General features: G+C 47.3%; 13 protein-coding genes. 10 read left to right on the forward strand and 3 right to left on the reverse strand.

All coding sequences use genetic code 11. The annotated features are described in order from the left end of the window. Positions 1 to 79: 79 nt before the first annotated feature. Positions 80 to 448 (reverse strand): RNA 3'-terminal phosphate cyclase, encoded by a 369-nt coding sequence (locus ACZND6_RS05975; protein WP_008811269.1) that lies wholly within the window; start codon positions 446 to 448, stop codon positions 80 to 82. Positions 449 to 614: 166 nt separating this feature from the next. On the opposite strand from ACZND6_RS05975, the gene rtcR reads away from it, so the two are divergent. The 3 genes from rtcR to amrS all read left to right on the forward strand — a co-directional run bounded on the left by rtcR (position 615) and on the right by amrS (position 4,608). Then, entirely contained in the window at positions 615 to 2,207 is a 1,593-nt protein-coding gene (rtcR, locus tag ACZND6_RS05980; protein WP_293738621.1) for an RNA repair transcriptional activator RtcR, read from the forward strand. Positions 2,208 to 2,374: 167 nt separating this feature from the next. Continuing rightward, positions 2,375 to 3,760 carry an AmmeMemoRadiSam system protein A gene (amrA, locus tag ACZND6_RS05985; protein ID WP_418805465.1) on the forward strand — a complete coding sequence of 462 codons (1,386 nt, stop codon included), beginning with the start codon at positions 2,375 to 2,377 and terminating at the stop codon, positions 3,758 to 3,760. Next, complete coding sequence (gene amrS / locus ACZND6_RS05990) at positions 3,757 to 4,608, forward strand: AmmeMemoRadiSam system radical SAM enzyme (protein ID WP_487713116.1); 852 nt, start codon at positions 3,757 to 3,759, stop codon at positions 4,606 to 4,608. The genes amrA and amrS overlap by 4 nt, the downstream gene beginning before the upstream one ends. Before the next feature lie 20 nt (positions 4,609 to 4,628). Here the strand turns inward: amrS and ACZND6_RS05995 are convergent, their stop codons facing one another. Further along, positions 4,629 to 6,299, reverse strand: a complete 1,671-nt coding sequence (locus ACZND6_RS05995) for a putative transporter (RefSeq protein WP_008811265.1) — start codon at positions 6,297 to 6,299, stop codon at positions 4,629 to 4,631. A 651-nt stretch (positions 6,300 to 6,950) separates the two neighbouring features. On the opposite strand from ACZND6_RS05995, the gene ACZND6_RS06000 reads away from it, so the two are divergent. Together ACZND6_RS06000 and ACZND6_RS06005 are read left to right on the forward strand one after the other, a co-directional pair. Beyond that, positions 6,951 to 8,468: an FAD-dependent oxidoreductase gene (locus ACZND6_RS06000; RefSeq protein WP_418805948.1), complete on the forward strand. Its 1,518-nt coding sequence runs from the start codon at positions 6,951 to 6,953 to the stop codon at positions 8,466 to 8,468. A gap of 240 nt (positions 8,469 to 8,708) precedes the next feature. Continuing rightward, positions 8,709 to 9,764: a C45 family autoproteolytic acyltransferase/hydrolase gene (locus ACZND6_RS06005; RefSeq protein WP_418806104.1), complete on the forward strand. Its 1,056-nt coding sequence runs from the start codon at positions 8,709 to 8,711 to the stop codon at positions 9,762 to 9,764. A gap of 148 nt (positions 9,765 to 9,912) precedes the next feature. On the opposite strand, the gene ACZND6_RS06010 is transcribed toward ACZND6_RS06005, so the two are convergent. Continuing rightward, complete coding sequence (locus ACZND6_RS06010) at positions 9,913 to 11,034, reverse strand: porin (protein WP_418806102.1); 1,122 nt, start codon at positions 11,032 to 11,034, stop codon at positions 9,913 to 9,915. Between the two features lie 185 nt (positions 11,035 to 11,219). Here ACZND6_RS06010 and ACZND6_RS06015 point away from each other — a divergent pair, with 185 nt between their 5' ends. Genes ACZND6_RS06015 through ACZND6_RS06035 form a run of 5 tightly spaced genes read left to right on the forward strand, consistent with a single transcriptional unit; the run spans position 11,220 to position 15,850 of the window. Next, positions 11,220 to 12,374, forward strand: a complete 1,155-nt coding sequence (locus ACZND6_RS06015; protein WP_293737999.1) for a 2-hydroxyacyl-CoA dehydratase subunit D — start codon at positions 11,220 to 11,222, stop codon at positions 12,372 to 12,374. Positions 12,375 to 12,391: 17 nt separating this feature from the next. After that, positions 12,392 to 13,696, forward strand: coding sequence for a 2-hydroxyacyl-CoA dehydratase (locus tag ACZND6_RS06020; protein WP_300877037.1), 1,305 nt, complete (start codon positions 12,392 to 12,394; stop codon positions 13,694 to 13,696). Between the two features lie 27 nt (positions 13,697 to 13,723). Next, positions 13,724 to 14,545, forward strand: coding sequence for an acyl-CoA dehydratase activase (locus ACZND6_RS06025; RefSeq protein ID WP_293738001.1), 822 nt, complete (start codon positions 13,724 to 13,726; stop codon positions 14,543 to 14,545). Positions 14,546 to 14,566: 21 nt separating this feature from the next. Next, entirely contained in the window at positions 14,567 to 15,259 is a 693-nt protein-coding gene (locus tag ACZND6_RS06030; protein WP_370747743.1) for a hypothetical protein, read from the forward strand. Between the two features lie 12 nt (positions 15,260 to 15,271). Continuing rightward, entirely contained in the window at positions 15,272 to 15,850 is a 579-nt protein-coding gene (locus tag ACZND6_RS06035) for an AAA family ATPase (RefSeq protein WP_489524473.1), read from the forward strand. Positions 15,851 to 15,947: the final 97 nt, after the last annotated feature.

Below are 15,947 nucleotides of genomic sequence, written 5' to 3' on the forward strand. Positions count from 1 at the left end.
GCATCCCGCGGTGCCTATAGGTTCCCGACCAACGTAGTCCGCCAAACGACGGCCTGAGGCTAGTCAACTAGAGGCTTTTTCAAGCCTCGGCCTTTAGGCCGAGGTAGTTGACTTTCTGTACTGCTAACGGAAGAAGCACGCTTTGAAGGACCAGCGAGACACTCCCTCCTGTGCCCACAGCAAACTGATAAGTTCCTGCTTTAATCTTTTTAGGGATAAAGAGAAGATCCTCTGAACCGAGTTCAGCACCTTCAAGTTTTGCTCCGCAAATTTCGGCAGTAGCTAAAACACCGCAAAGATGCTGTCTGCGCAGACCGGATTGGTTGCGATCCTTTCGAATGGAGTGCATTTCGAATGGTTTTCCGAGAATGGCAGAAAGCGCTAAAGCGGAACGAAGAATCTGGCCGCCCCCGTGGCCGATGCTTCCGTCGATTTTTAAAGTTTCCATTTTGTTTTTTCCTTTTTACTATCTGCCATTCTTACTGCAAGAGCCGTGCCAACTTTTCAATATTTCGATAAATCAAATAGTTATCGATAAAGAGAAAATCAAACGTAATTCTAGCCTTATTAAAAATTATAATTTCATATAACTTTATATAAAAATTTATAATCCAATGAAAAAGAAAATTGTCGTATTAGGCTTTCTGGGAACGAATCTAGATCAAGGCGGAAAGCCTCGTTGGGGACGTTGGCGTCCGACGATTTCTTTAGGTCAACAGGACGACCTTCTTGTAGATAGGTTCGAATTGTTTTATGAAAAGAACTTCCTGGACCTAGCTCAGCTGGTTCAGAAAGACTTTCAGCAAGTCTCGCCCGAAACCGAATTCAATCTCCGCGAAGTTGTTCTAAAGGATCTCTGGGATTTTCAGACAGTCTACAGCGGGATCTTCGACAATTTAAAAGACTATAAATTTGATACGGACAATGAAGAGTATTTGGTTCACATCACGACAGGTACTCATGTCATTCAGATCTGCCTCTTCCTTCTGACCGAATCACACCATATTCCGGGAAAACTTCTCCAAACACACATGCAGAAATCTCGGAATCCGAACGGAACCTATACGATCATCGATCTTGATCTTTCCAAGTATGACAAGATTGCCGAACGATTCCATCAGGAGCAGAAAGACGGTATTCGCTTTTTAAAGTCAGGGATTGAAACTCGGAATGCCAAATTCAATGAGATGATTCGTGAATTGGCAACGGTCAGCGTCAAATCTAAGGCACCTATTCTCCTTACCGGCAAAACCGGCGTCGGCAAAACCAAGATGGCTCGCCTCGTTTACGAGTGGAAGAAGCAAAAACGCATGGTTAGTGGCAATTTTGTAGAACTCAACTGCGCCACTTTAAGAGGCGACGCCTGTATGTCTGCACTCTTCGGCCATGTCAAAGGTGCATTTACCGGCGCCGTTGAAAATCGTAAGGGCCTGCTCAAAGCCGCTGACGGTGGCCTTCTCTTCCTCGATGAAATCGGTGAGCTCGGACTGGATGAACAGGCGATGCTGCTTGGAGCCCTGGAAGAAAAGCGGTTTTTCCCGTTGGGTTCCGACAGCGAGGTCACGAGCGACTTCCAGCTGATTTGCGGTACCAACAAAAATCTTTCCCTGATGGTTAAAGAGAAAAAGTTCCGTGAAGACCTTCTCGCCCGTATTCAGCTTTGGTCATTCAACATTCCTTCGCTGAAAGACAGACACGAGGACATTGAACCGAACCTGGATTATGAACTTCAGCAGGTTTCATTAACTACCGGAAATCTGTTTAGTTTTAACAAGGAAGCTAGAGAAAAATTTCTTTCTTTATCCAATTCCTCTGAAGCCTTATGGAAGTCGAACTTCCGGGACTTGTCCGGTGCGGTCACGAGAATGTCTACGCTTTCGGAAGGCGGGCGAATTACCGAAAGTGATGTCGAATCCGAATGGAATCGACTGCTCAGGCAGTGGTACCCGGAAGGACAAACAGAAAGTGAGAAACCTTCTCTGCCGCCGGTTCTTTCCGAGGAGCAATGGAAAGAACTCGATCTCTTTGACCGTTGCCAGTTAGAAAAAGTCATCGACGTTTGCCAATCCTCCAAGAATCTCGCTGATGCCAGCCGTAAACTTTTCGCTCACTCACTTTCAGAAAAGAAGTCAACGAATCACTCAGATCGACTGAGAAAGTACTTAGCTAAATTCGGTTTGAGCTGGACTGATTTACATAAGGATTGATTTACCGAGTTAGGAGAGGACAAAGACTTATCGACTTAGATCCTAAACCACGGAAAATTTACTCAATCTGGCTTTCCTCCGGCTCAGATTCGTTTCTTCAAGTCCATACTTGAAAAATCGCAATGAAAGAACGACCTGCTATTGGTTTGTTCAAGGGAGTCAAAGAAATGCCAGTACTCGCAGCCGTCGCCGTACCTCATCCGCCGCTTATTATTCCTGAAGTCGGCAAAGGCGAAGAAAAAAGAATCCAGCACACCATCAATGCCTACCAACAGGCTATGCGGTTTTTAGCCCGCTTTAAACCGGACACTGTGGTTCTGACGACTCCGCACACCGTGATGTATGCGGATTATTTTCATATTTCTCCGGGCAAGAGCGCCTGCGGCGATTTATCTCGCTTTAATGCTCCTCAAGCAAAAGTCGAAATTCCCTACGACGAAGATTTCGTTCATCAGCTTGAAAGCTACTGCCAGGAGCATCATATCCACGCAGGCACTTTAGGCGAACGCGATCCTTCTTTGGACCATGCCACCGTGGTTCCGCTTCTCTTCTTAGAAGATTATCTGAATGATTTTGAGTTGGTCAGAGTCGGTCTGTCCGGCCTTTCAATTGCCGATCACTATCGTTTAGGCGAAGCGATTTCTGCTGTTGCCGATAAAACCGACAAGCGTGTCGTGATGATTGCAAGCGGTGACTTGTCTCATAAAGTCACCGCCGAAGGTCCCTACGGATTCTCGCCGGAAGGCCCTAAGTTCGATAAAGAACTGATGGAATGTTTTGAAGACGCCGACTTCCTGCGCATGATGACCATCAAGCCGGAAATCTGCGAATCGGCTGCCGAATGCGGCCATCGTTCCTTTGTCATTATGGCCGGTGCCTTTGACCGCAGAAACGTTGACGCTCACGTTCTGTCTTATGAAGGTCCGTTCGGTGTTGGTTACGGCGTTGCCACCTTTGAAGGCGAAGGTTCTGATCCGGATCGCGATTTCTTGGACAAGCTCGAAGCTATTGAGGATAAGGAATATCACGAGAGACTCGACAAAGAAGATCCGTATGTAAAACTGGCTCGTTTGAGCGTTGAAACTTTTGTGAAGACCGGCCAATACGCTCCTCTTCCGAATAATCTTCCGGCCGACATGATGGATAAAAGAGCCGGTGTGTTTGTATCTCTGCACGAACACGGACGTCTGAGGGGATGCATCGGTACAACAGAACCGACTCAAGCCAATATCGCGCTCGAAATCATCGCCAACGGTGTTTCTGCCTGCTCTCGAGACCCGCGCTTCCCGCCTGTCCAGCCTGAAGAGCTGAAATATCTTGTTTACAAGGTTGATGTCCTGGAACCGGCTGAAAAGATCTCGTCTGAAGACGAACTCGATCCGAAAGTTTACGGCGTCATCGTTGAAAAAGGAAGCCGCCGCGGCTTGCTCCTGCCGGATCTCGAAGGCGTGGACTCGGTTGCTCAGCAAGTCAGCATCGCCAAACAAAAGGCCGGTATTGCTGAAAACGAATCCGTTCAGCTTTATCGCTTCAAAGTCGTAAGACATTCATGATTATGAACCGCGAACAAGTTCTTTGTGACGTTTGTCCTAAGTTCTGTAAGCTGAGAGAGGGTCAGATCGGCTTCTGCCGAGCAAGATCCAATATCGGCGGGAAGATTGTTCCTATCAATTACGGGCAGGCAACTTCCCTAGCCTTGGATCCGATCGAAAAGAAGCCGCTGATGCGTTTCTGCCCCGGAACTTATATCCTTTCTTACGGCAGCTACGGCTGCAACCTTCGCTGTCCGTACTGCCAGAACGCCTCTATTTCGATGGCGGGACCGGACAACTGCCCTCACCGTTTGATCACTCCTGAGGGCTTGACGGATCTAGCAGTTGATTTGAGCAAGCAGGAACCCGGCAACATCGGGGTTGCTTTTACTTATAACGAACCGACGGTGTGTTTTGAATTTATTCGAGATACATCCAAGCTGCTGCATGAAGCCGGATTGAAGTCCGTCGTTGTAACTAACGGAGGTCTCGTCCGGAAGTACGCTGATGAACTCCTTCCGCACGTCGATGCTTTAAATATCGATTTGAAAGGGTTTTCTGACGAGTTCTACCGTTATGTGAAAGGTGAGTTCGACACCGTTAAGGAATTTATCAAGGCGGCCGTCGAACACAAATGTCATGTAGAACTGACAACTTTGGTGATCCCGACTAAGAACGACGATCCGGAAGAAATGGAACGGGAAGCCGAGTGGATTGCCTCTATATCACCTGACATCCCACTGCATTTGAGTCGGTTTTTCCCGCGATATAAGGTCGATGATCTGCCGCCTACTCCTGCTGAAACCATCTATCGGCTGAAGGATATTGCTGAGAAGAAGCTGAAATACGTATACACCGGAAATCTCTAACAGCTGTCGGGGGTTTTTGTTCAAGCCGTCCAAAGAAGCATTAGCAATACTTGTCCAGAGATAATTCTCAAGAACATGGCTAACGGATACACGGTTGAATAAGAAATTAGAGCTATCCCTTTGTCCGACAAACTGGAAGCAAATCCTAACAGGGAGGTATTGGTTGAACATCCGGCTAAAAGACCCGCAATCGAATGGAAATTCATGCGGTAGCGGGTTCTTGCCAAAATACCGACAGTTGCCAAAGGAATAATGGTGATCGGAAGGCCCAACGCGACGTAAAAGAAGCCGCCTCCGTTGATAAACGAATTGAAGAAAGGCTCTCCGGCCGCCAAACCTACACTGGCTAAGAAAAATGCCTGTCCCCACTCTCTAAGCATTAGATTTGCGGAATGAGTCGTGTAAGTAACCAGATGAAACCTCGGTCCGAAGTAACCGAGAAGAATGGCAGCGATCAGAGGGCCGCCCGCTAAACCCAACTGAATCGTGACCGGCATATAGGGAAAAGCAATCGGAAAGGCTCCGATAATCACACCGAAAGCCAAACCGGCAAAAATTGCTACCACGTTGGGTTTTTCCAGCTGCTTCTCTCGATTACCCATCAATGCTGCCAAACGGGCAATGGCATTTTTAGGACCTACGCAGCTTAAAGTGTCCCCCAATTGGAGGCGAAGCGTGTTGTAAGGAAAAAATGTGACGCCTGCCCTCGTTACTCGAGTGATGTTGACTCCGTCAAATCTGGACAGATGGAGATCCTCAATCATCACTCCGTTCATTTTGCTGTCAGTCACTCTGATTCTTTCGTTACGTATCGGCGAATGAGCGGTGGCAAGGTCAATGGATGGATCTTCTTCTCCGCAAAAGGCACAAACCGCAGTCTTATGTTCTGCATTGGAAACAATTCGCAGACGATCACCCAAATAAATATAGCTGTCGGCGGTAGGACTGGTAATCGTGCCGTCATGCATAACTCTTGAACAGATGAAGGGACGGCCGATTATTTCTCGAATTTCTCTCAGCGTGATGCCTTGGAGCGCTTTATTAGTCGTTTTGACGTGGTAATAGATCGGAGCTCTGTTCTTGACTTGCTGAGCCTCTTCCCAGTATTTGTCCTCCTGAGCTAAATTAACGCCAAATAACTTCTTCAGACCAAGAATGACTCCTATCACAGAAAGGATCGCAAATGGATAAGCGCAGGCATACCCGACAGTAATATCCTGTTTGGAGCCTAATGACTGAAGAGCCTCTTGTGTTGCACCGAGACCGGGCGTGCTGGTGACTGCCCCAAACATAATGCCAAGGATTTCAGGAAGGGAAATGCTGTTTGAAAATAGGAAATACAGTGAAATAGTGATTAAAAGGCTTAATCCGACAGCGAGCATCATCAAGCCGGTCAGCTCGAACCCGCTGCTTTTGAAAGTCGCAAAGAAAGACGGACCAACCTGCAGGCCGATAAAGAAGACAAAAAGGACAAGGCCGAAATTTCTAAAGAACGCCATCATTGCCGGATCAACTTTGACACCGGCGTAACCCACGATCAAACCCACAAACAAAACACAAGTTGCGCCCAGTGATAGTCCGAAGATTTTTTTGCGTCCAAGACCAATGCCAAAAGAAATGATGACACTGTAGACAAGGAACCCGTGTGCGAAGGATGAAGTATCAAAGATGAGTGACAGCAGCCAATTCATGACGGTTGATTTTATGGAATTTGAGGTTCCCAAAATCATAAAAAAGTTAATCTCCAAAAACAGAATCAAAACTTAGGATTTCCCTTACATTGCTCCTCGGATTTGATTTAAATCAGCCGCCTAATGTTCTTTCTTATGGCTGCAAGCTTCGTTGTCCAACGAGATGACTCGATTTCGAAGAGTCTCTTAACACCCCCTCTAATTTTGAATTCCTGTTAAGAGAGTTTCGCAATTACATTCGCTCGAAAGTAATTCATTTTAATAATAAGTAAAAAAGTGATGTTGCGATAATCATGGGGATAAAAATTAATAAAATTTTTATCTTATTGATTTTTAGTATTTAATACTTGAAATTGATACGAGTGATATATATCAATTTTGTTGATACATAATTGATACTAAGAAAATCATTAAAGGATCAGCATCTATTCAAGGATTTTTTGGACTTCTTCTCCTCTAACCTCTGTCTTAAAACCACGACCAACTTCTTCTCTTCAGTTTCCGGCTTTTAGCCTCAAAAAGCGTTAACCACTTAACTAAATTGACGGCAATCACTTCCTTTCCTTTGAAAGTGTTTCCCATTGAACACTTCATTTTTTCTGCTTTTGTTAACCTGCAATCATCTCAAGGAATCTACAAGGAGCATCAAAAATGAGTTCACCCGCAATCAAATTATTGACTGCCTCCGTCGTCCTTTGCTTCGGCTGCGCTTCTTTTGCCGCCAATCAAACGATCAATACGGACTTAGTCGTTGTCGGCGCCGGTTCTGCCGGCCTCTCTGCTGCCGTTCAAGGCGCAGAACTCGGCAAAAAAGTCGTTCTTCTTGAAAAAAATCCGTATGTCGGCGGCAACTCTCAGCACGCCGAAGGCTTGTTTGCCGTAGATTCCGAATGGAACCGCTTACGGAGCGATCCCCTGACACGCCAACAGGCATATGAAGCCTTCATAAAAAAACAGAACCATTTAGTCGATCCGTACAAAAACAAGGATTTCGTCGAAGGTTCCGGTGAAAACATCTCCTGGCTCGCCTCTCACGGCATCGAATTTGAAGTCCGCCGCGAAACCCCGGACAAAGACAATACTTGGCACATCATTAAAAACTACAAAGGCACTGACCACGGCGCAGGCCTGATCAAAGGTATGAAAGACGCCGCTGATAAATTAGGCGTCACGACGATGGTTTCTACGCCTGCCACAGACCTTATTACGAAAGACGGTAAAGTCGTAGGCGTAGTTGCCAAAGATGCCAAAGGCAATACGTACACGATCAACAGCAAAGCCGTGATTTTGGCTTCCGGCAGTTTCGGCGACGATCCGAAGAAAGTCAAAGAATGGGGCCACCGCGATCCTGAAGGCTGGAAGAGCTCCGTGCCTATCAACAAGACCGGTGACGGAATTGTGATGGCCACCAAGATCGGTGCTGAAAGAGGCCCGGTCAGCTTTATCGGCCACCTTGGTACTGAAGGCAAAGGCATTAAATTCCTCAGCAACCTCTATGCCGTTTCTTGGCAGCCGTTCAATCTCTGGGTCAATTCCGACGGCCAGAGATTCACAGACGAATCCACCAGCAATGCTTTCAGCGAAGCTGCCAACGGCATTTATGCTCAGCACGGCCATTACGGCTGGGCCATCTTCGATACCAATACAATCGACTACTGCATGACCAAGGGTATTGATTCGGGCATCGGCGTTTTGGTACCGGTCGGCACACAGCTCAAGAACCTCCAGCAGGACATCAAAGATGCATTAGCAGTAGACAGCGACGGTTTCAAAGAAGCCAACAGCATTGCAGCTTTGGCCAAGAAGATCAACGTTCCTGCCAAGAACCTTGAGGAAACAGTTGCTGAGTACAACAAGACCTGCGAACTTCAACACGACCCGATGTTCCTGAAAGATCGCCGCTATCTGAAACCGATCAACGGCAAGAAGTACTACGCTCTGAAGCTTAAGTCTTACTTCTTCAGCGCCTACGGCGGCTTGGTCACGAACAGACAGCATCAAGTTCTGGATACACATCACAAACCGATACCCGGACTCTATGCTGCCGGCTTGGAAGTCTCCAATATGGTCGGACCGACCTACCCTGACTTCTTCTCCGGCCACGCATTTGGATTTGCTTCTTATTCCGGACGCCATGCCGCAATCAATGCTGCAGAAACAATGAAATAGTCTCTTTATTCTCCTTTTGAATCGATAATTGTCTGCCCCGGGTTTCTCTATGAAATCCGGGCTTTTTTGTCTTACAACAATCTATGAAGCTATTTTCCATCCTGTTTTCCGTCCAATAGAAGCGATCGAATAGATCAAAGCTATAGAAAACCAGAGCTTCTTTGCCTATATTTGGTTACAACCATTGACATTTAACCTCCTCTGACAAACAATTGTTAGTACAAACCATGGAGGAGTTATATGTCAGGTTATCCTTTCCTCACCTTGACCGGTACCGCTAGAGAACGCGGTTATCAATACGGAAGTCAAGTCCCAGAACTCATCAAAAAGAATATTGCTTTCTATCGAACCATGTTCGAAGGATTCGGCGTACCTTGGGAAACCGCCGGGAAAATCTCTAAAAAATTTGAACCGTTTATTCAAGATTACTATCCGGAAGCTTTAGAAGAGATTTCAGGTGTCGCTGAAGGAGCCAACCTCTCTTACGAAGATATTCTGACTATCAACTGCAGAAGCGAGATTTTGTTTGCGAAACCCGACGGCTGCACGACCTTCGGAATCTTGCCGGAACAATCCTGCGACGGCCATACTTATCTCGGTCAAACTTGGGACTGGCTCAAACCGGCTCGCGACACGACGGTCATTTTGGAAGTTCATGTTGAGGGACAGCCGAAGATTTTGATTGCAGTTGAAGCCGGCATTATCGGCGGCAAAGGCTTGAACTCCGAAGGTATTGGTGTCTGCCTTAACGCTTTAAGTACTGGCAAAGGCGGATTGGGCGTTCCGCTTCACATCCTTTATCGGGCTATCCTTGCCCAAACAAATATCAGTAATGCTTTAGAAGCAGTGACTCAGCCTCAGCGCGCAGGCTGCGGCAACTTTGCCATCGGCTCTGCTCAGGGCTTCCTGATGTGCGTTGAATACACACCGGAAAACTTTGACGTTTTAATGCCGATTGATAAACCGATGTGCCACACCAACCATTACTTGTCCCCGCTCTTTAGACCTCAGGACACGTTCAAACGTGATTTGACGGAGACGTTTATCCGCTTGAATCGTCTCGAGAGACTGGCGTATGGCGTCAAGCACCCCTTCACTCAAAAGGATATGTGGCAAATCTTATCTGACCACGCTAACTATCCGGATTCCATCTGCAGTCATCAGGATCCGAAGGATCCGGTCACAAGGAGATTCTGCACGATTTACACATTGGTGATGGACTTGAACGAAAGGACATTCTGCATTACCGAAGGCGAACCTTGCGATCAAAAGATCTCTAGCTATGTATTGAAGTAGAAAAGAATAACTAAGAATTATTCGAAAATTCTGATTCTTTCCAAACCGCCGGAAGAAATTTTCGCGGCTTCCTTTTTTCACAAGAAAAAATCAGCCTCCGAAGATTTCTCCTCAGAGGCTTTTGTTCAGTTAGCTTTGAAAGCTTCTACTAGAACTGGTGGTTGATACCGACGAAGATCTGCTGAACATTTTTGCCAAGATAATCCGTCCCGTAGCCCGTTATCAACTTGTTCGCATCGAAGTTGAAGTGCAGAGAGCTGTCGGGGCCGGCTTCAATTGCATAACCTGCATTGCTGTCATTGAAGACCGCTTCGACACCGGCATAGAGGCGAGTGCGTTTAGAAAGCGGATAGGCATACTTCGTTCCAAGAGACCAGGCGTTGGCATCATCTTTTGTCTGATTCTTCATGTAGGAAGCTGAAACCATCCACTTGCCTCCCCACAGGGGAGTAGATGTTCCTAACTGAGCCATCCAGAACTTATCTTGAACTGCTTCATTGCTGGCAAATTTCTTTGTGAATTGGAAGACCGGTTTGGTTACGCCAAAGTCATAGCTCACAGCGAAGTTCAAGTATTGGTTATGGGAAGCGTCTTTTGTCGGACCCATCGCAACGTTGCGGTACAAATAGCTCCCCATGATGGAGAAGTTGCCGTTGTCATACTTGGCAGCGTAGTTGTAAATATTGCCGAGCTTATTGGAGTCCTGCGTTCCGGAAGCGTTCTGATGTTCCCCTAATGCAACATAGAAGAAGTTAGTCAGACCGAAAGATGTCGGAAGAACATACTGGATGGAGTTATCAGCACGAACCAAGCCGCCGTCCCAGCCGGTTACAGCAGCAGGTCCGGGGAAGAAGTACGGAGAGTCAGAAGAACCTAAACTCAGTTCCGTCGGATCGTACATAGCAAATACCAGGAAATGCGGCGTGTACTGACGGCCGAAAGACAATTGACCGTATTTACCGCGGATACCGACGTTTGCTTCACGGCTGAAAGCCTTACCTTCATTTCCGAAAGTCTTGCTGCCGTTATCAGCTAAGAAAGCCTGGTCTAAATTGAAGAATACCTGTGTGCCGCCGCCGAGGTCTTCGGTTCCTTTCAAACCGATATGGGAAGCTGTCAAACCGCCGGACTGAAGCCCGGTTCTCCATTCGCCGCCGGCATTGTTCACGCCGACATACATGTCAACGGCACCGAAAATATCAACTTGAGCTGCTTGTGCTGCGGTACCTAAAAAGGCTGCACAAATGAGCGCGGGAAGAGTCTTTTTCATGGTTTTCTCCTTGAAGGATTGGGATATGTTTCCATATTAAAAAAGACCATCACACCAACTTGTTAAGGGCTTAACGAAAACGGCGATAACCACCGCGTAATGTTAAGTGCTTAACACTTTCTTAACCACACTAAAACTAATATGACCTTATGGCAACAGACCTCAATTATCCCAAGGAGGCAAGCATGAATACTCTCAAGCAACTTCCGGAATTGACTGCGTTAGTCGAAGCCGGACAAAATCCTTTCAACCAAGTTCTCATGGATTACGTCGACCAAGGCGGTAAAACGGTCGGATTCATGTATCAGGACACTCCAGAAGAAATCATCACGGCAGCAGGCGCTGCTCCGATTTACCTTCGCGGCACCACTTCCGAAGGAACAGAGATGGCCGAAGCTTTTTTCCGTCAGCTCACCTGTAATTACACCAAGCACACTTACAACGAAATCCTTGACGGCAAATGGGACTTCTTAGATGGCGCTGTTTTGTATAACCTCTGCGACCATTCTAGACGTATCTACGATAACTGGAAGACAATTCCCGGCAATCCTGCGTATCACTTCATGTATGTCCCGAAAAAACGCAGCGAACTGTCTAAAGAGTTCTATCGTGAAGAGATCAATAAACTGATCAAAGCCACCGAAGAACATTTCGGCGTCGAAATCACGAAAGAAAAATTAGCCGAAGCCATCAAGCTTCATAATGAAACACGCCGTCTGCAGCAAGAGATCTATGAAATGCAGAAAGGCGAAGAAGTTTACCTGAGCGGTTTAGAACTTCTGATGGTGATGTTAGCCGGCGTCTCCCTTCCTCGTCCTAAATACAACAAGATGATGAAGGATCTGATTGCCGCATTGAAAGCCGTTGGTCCCAGAATTAAACCCAAAGTCCGCCTGCTCTACACCGGCGGACATGCCGACAACCCAGAGTTCTTCGAACTTCTGCAGCAGAATGACGCGCATGTCGTATCCGACAACACGGGATTCGGCACCCGCGCCGCAGACGTTTTAATCCGTGAAGACGGAGATCCGCTCGAAGCCATCATCGATTATTACTTTGAAGAAAAACCAGCTGCCACTCGGCAGATGGGCACCCAGGTAGAACGCATGGAACGCCTGCTTGACTTGGTCAAACAGTACAAGGCCGACGGCGTTGTAGCCTCCCGACTCTACATGTGCGACCTTTGGGCATTCGAACATTTCCTGATGCGCAAGCGCCTGCATGAAAACAATGTTCCTTTCCTCGAACTCGAGGTAGATTACACGCCGGAAGGCCAAGGCCAGATCAAGACTCGCGTTCAGGCCTTTGTTGAAAGCCTCGCCGACCGTCAAACCGCTTAATAAGAAGGAAAAGAATCATGGCTGAATATGTTACCGGTCTTGAAAGAACTCAAGAATATATCGATCGTCTGCAAGGTGTGCTGCAGTTTTTTGAAACCCTCCCTCAGGAAAAACGCAATCCTGTTCAGGAAGCCGTTGTCGGTTTGATGCTCGATCATTCCAAAAACGTCTTAGATGCTGCCAAGAACCACAAGCCTTTAATGTGCACTTGGTACGGCAACTGCCAGGAAATCCTGGCTGCGATGGGTATCGTCTATTACAACCCGGTTTTTGACCTAATGTTCCATTTGGGTCTTACCGATTATGCCGATGCTAAGGAATGCGATCGCTTCAACCTTGACGATAAGATGTGCTCTCTTGTGCGTTATGCCGTCTATTCCATGGTCAATCGTCTGCATCCGCGTCCCGACTGCTTCGTCGCGATGGCCGAACCCTGCGACGGACAGCTGATGCTGCACCAGGCTTTCGCTGAAAGCGATTACCTCAAGGGCGTTCCCGTCTACACAATCGACCCGAGCTACGGTCATACTGATAAAGACTTTGAGTATGTTGCCAAGCAGCTCAAGGAAATGATCACCTTTATTGAAAAGAACACCAGCGCTAAATACGACGTCGAGAAACTTCGTGAAGTCGTTGAAGAAACGAACAAGCAGTATGAAATCTGGGCTGAAGTCAACGAACTAATGCGTGCTTCTCCGGCTCCGATGCCTTCTTTTGCTGTCGGCGACGCTTTCTGGGCTTTAACTCAGCATCTGCCCTGCGGCGATCCTCGTGCCACCGCTCTGATGGGTGCCGTTCGCGACTTTGCTAAGGCAAACGTAGAAAAAGGCGTCGGCCCGGTGATGAACGAACAAATCCGCGTCTTCTGGCCTGACTTGAATCCCCTCTGGGGCGAAAAACTCGGTCAATGGCTTGCTGAAGAATGGAATGCCGTCGTTGTCAGTTCCTTCCAGCAAATGACACCTTACGAAAAGATCGATACCTCCACAGAAGAAAGCATGCTCTTCGGCTTAGCGCGCAGAGCTATTGCAGAAGTTCCGATGATTCGTCAGGGCCGCGGCTGGGTCGATGTCGTTGTCGAAGACCTTCGTAATGAAATTCAGAACAACTCGATTGACGCGGTTCTGTTCTCCGGTCATCAGGGCCATAAAGACCAGTCCGGCATCAACCAGTTCATGAAGAAGGCCTGCCGCGATATGAACGTTCCTCTGCTCTCGCTGACAACGAGCCTCTTTGACGAGCGCTATACGCCGTTGGACAAAGTTAAGAGCGATATCTCCAACTTCTTCAGCGCCAACGGCTTCAAGAGAAACGTCCATTAAAATTCGAACATTTTGGAGTGAAAACACATGATTTTTGTCGGATGCGATTTAGGTTCTACGACCGGAAAAATTGTTGTATTAGATGAGAACCTCAGCGTTCTCGGCTCCTCCATTGTTCGCTCTTCCCACGGCCCGATTAAAACTTTTGAAAAGGCCGTGGAGAAGACCGCGGAATCCATGGGTATCTCTACCGAAGAACTGTTGACTAAATTTAAGAATGAAGGCCGTGTCGTCACTACCGGTTACGGCCGCAGCAATCTTCCCGGTTACACGGATGAAGTCTCTGAAATTTCCTGCCACGCCAAAGGCGCCAGTCATCTTTGCCCCTCTGTCCGCACGATTATTGATATCGGCGGTCAGGACTGTAAAGTTATCTCTGTTGGGCCACAAGGGAAAGTTTTGGACTTCCAGATGAATGACAAGTGCTCTGCAGGCACGGGACGTTTTTTTGAAGTTATGTCCCGTGTACTCGACATTGATCTGACGCATTTAGCCGAAGAAGCCCTGAAATCCAAAAAGCCCTGCTCGATTTCTAAACAGTGCAGCGTCTTTGCCGAGTCGGAAGTCATTTCGCTCGTCAATAACAGCGTTCCGCTGCCGGATATTGCCGCAGGCATCCATGAATCTATCGCCAGACGTATTCATGGAATGGCCTTTAAGGTGGGTGTGGAAGAAGATGTTGCGCTGACCGGCGGCTGCTCAAGCAACAAGGCGCTCAGAAAAGCTTTGGAAAAACGTCTTCATTTGCCCTTAGCTGAACTCACCATGGATCCTCAGCTGATGGGCGCTCTTGGCGCAGCCCTTTTTGCTAAGGAACATTACGAAGAAGAGAAAGCTCAGGCTTCTTAAAGAGTTAAACGGGGATTCATTATGACCGACTTTAAGACAACTTTATTAGAACTCGCAGAGCCATCCGATAAGACGTATGCTTCGGAGGATCTGAAAGCATTGGAATCGAAATCCAACTTCGTCTTAAAGTCGGATGCTGTTGAAGACCTCGGAGGCCCTGAAGGTTCAGCGGTCTTTCTGGAGTATTCCGCCTCCTCAAACCAACCCTCCTTTGCCGGAATGCTCTGCGAAGATGCATCATCGAACTCTTTAGGGCTTTTTCTTCATTTTTACGGTCAAAAACTTAACGATGAACTTTTTTATCTGGTTCTGCAGAATTTTCGTTCCATGCTTCGTCTTCCCGGCGTCATGGTCAAAGGTGCAGGTAAAGATCTTTGGATCCGAATCGGTAAAAAAGCTCAGGCGCAAGGCATCGGCTTAAAGGAACTTGCTGCGGTTCTTTCCGCACGCATTCAAGAAGAATTTCCTGAAATTGAATCGGTTCAAGCCTGCTTCCTTCGCGGGCAAGGACCGATTTACAAACAGCTGGACCAGGTCTCGGAAGTTTTTTATCAGAATTCTGAAAAATTAAAAGCAAAAGTCTGGGAAGACCGCGGTTTTAACTTTAAAGACTGCCATGTCCTGGGACACTGCGGCAAATGTGCTGATAAGAAGCTTTGTGCCAACGTCCGCAGAATCGGACGATTAAGCGAAGCACATCGTATCAATCAATAAGGGGAATAAGAAATGAATAATCATCGAGTGATTGCCGTTTGCGGCAAAGGCGGCGTGGGAAAGACCGCTTTTACAACGCTTTTGACGAAAGTCATGATCGAAGATCCGCAGGCCGGTAAATTGCTGTTGGTCGATGCCGACCCCGCTTTAGGTCTTCACTATGCGCTCGGCCGCAAAGAAATCAAGACGATCGGTACGGTGCGTGACGAAATCTTGAGAGTCGCCGAAGAAGGCGATCGTCAGGCTCAGGAAGAACTCGCAGACAAAGTTGACTATCTGACGGCCAGAGTCTTGGACGAAGGCAAAGATTTTTCTTTCCTGGCCATGGGCCATATGGAATCCAAAGGCTGTTTCTGCTCGGTTAATGATTTGTTACAGCAGGCCATCAGTTACTTAACGGATGAATTCAACACTGTCCTTATTGACGGAGAAGCCGGTATTGAACAAATCAACCGCCAAGTTGTTGAAAAGATTGACACACTGATTGTTTTGACGGACTCTTCCTTCCGCGGCATGAAGACGATTTCTCATATCAAAGAAATGAGAGACGAAGGGTTGCTCCCCTTCTGCAAGAAAATCGGCGTGGTCTGACCTGAACTGATTTTGGTTGACTCTGTTTTTGCTTAAAACTAATCGTAAGTTGACTCTTTGTTCTTAGAACTAAATGCAGTTGACCTTTAAGATTTTA

The organism is Parasutterella sp., assembly GCF_057870745.1.

What these genes read in the sequence shown, in the direction of transcription:
- ACZND6_RS05975 (WP_008811269.1), bottom strand. Translation starts at nt 448, where the DNA reads ATGGAAACTTTAAAAATCGACGGAAGCATCGGCCACGGGGGCGGCCAG.
- rtcR (WP_293738621.1), top strand. Translation starts at nt 615, where the DNA reads ATGAAAAAGAAAATTGTCGTATTAGGCTTTCTGGGAACGAATCTAGAT.
- amrA (WP_418805465.1), top strand. Translation starts at nt 2,375, where the DNA reads ATGCCAGTACTCGCAGCCGTCGCCGTACCTCATCCGCCGCTTATTATT.
- amrS (WP_487713116.1), top strand. Translation starts at nt 3,757, where the DNA reads ATGATTATGAACCGCGAACAAGTTCTTTGTGACGTTTGTCCTAAGTTC.
- ACZND6_RS05995 (WP_008811265.1), bottom strand. Translation starts at nt 6,299, where the DNA reads ATGAATTGGCTGCTGTCACTCATCTTTGATACTTCATCCTTCGCACAC.
- ACZND6_RS06000 (WP_418805948.1), top strand. Translation starts at nt 6,951, where the DNA reads ATGAGTTCACCCGCAATCAAATTATTGACTGCCTCCGTCGTCCTTTGC.
- ACZND6_RS06005 (WP_418806104.1), top strand. Translation starts at nt 8,709, where the DNA reads ATGTCAGGTTATCCTTTCCTCACCTTGACCGGTACCGCTAGAGAACGC.
- ACZND6_RS06010 (WP_418806102.1), bottom strand. Translation starts at nt 11,034, where the DNA reads ATGAAAAAGACTCTTCCCGCGCTCATTTGTGCAGCCTTTTTAGGTACC.
- ACZND6_RS06015 (WP_293737999.1), top strand. Translation starts at nt 11,220, where the DNA reads ATGAATACTCTCAAGCAACTTCCGGAATTGACTGCGTTAGTCGAAGCC.
- ACZND6_RS06020 (WP_300877037.1), top strand. Translation starts at nt 12,392, where the DNA reads ATGGCTGAATATGTTACCGGTCTTGAAAGAACTCAAGAATATATCGAT.
- ACZND6_RS06025 (WP_293738001.1), top strand. Translation starts at nt 13,724, where the DNA reads ATGATTTTTGTCGGATGCGATTTAGGTTCTACGACCGGAAAAATTGTT.
- ACZND6_RS06030 (WP_370747743.1), top strand. Translation starts at nt 14,567, where the DNA reads ATGACCGACTTTAAGACAACTTTATTAGAACTCGCAGAGCCATCCGAT.
- ACZND6_RS06035 (WP_489524473.1), top strand. Translation starts at nt 15,272, where the DNA reads ATGAATAATCATCGAGTGATTGCCGTTTGCGGCAAAGGCGGCGTGGGA.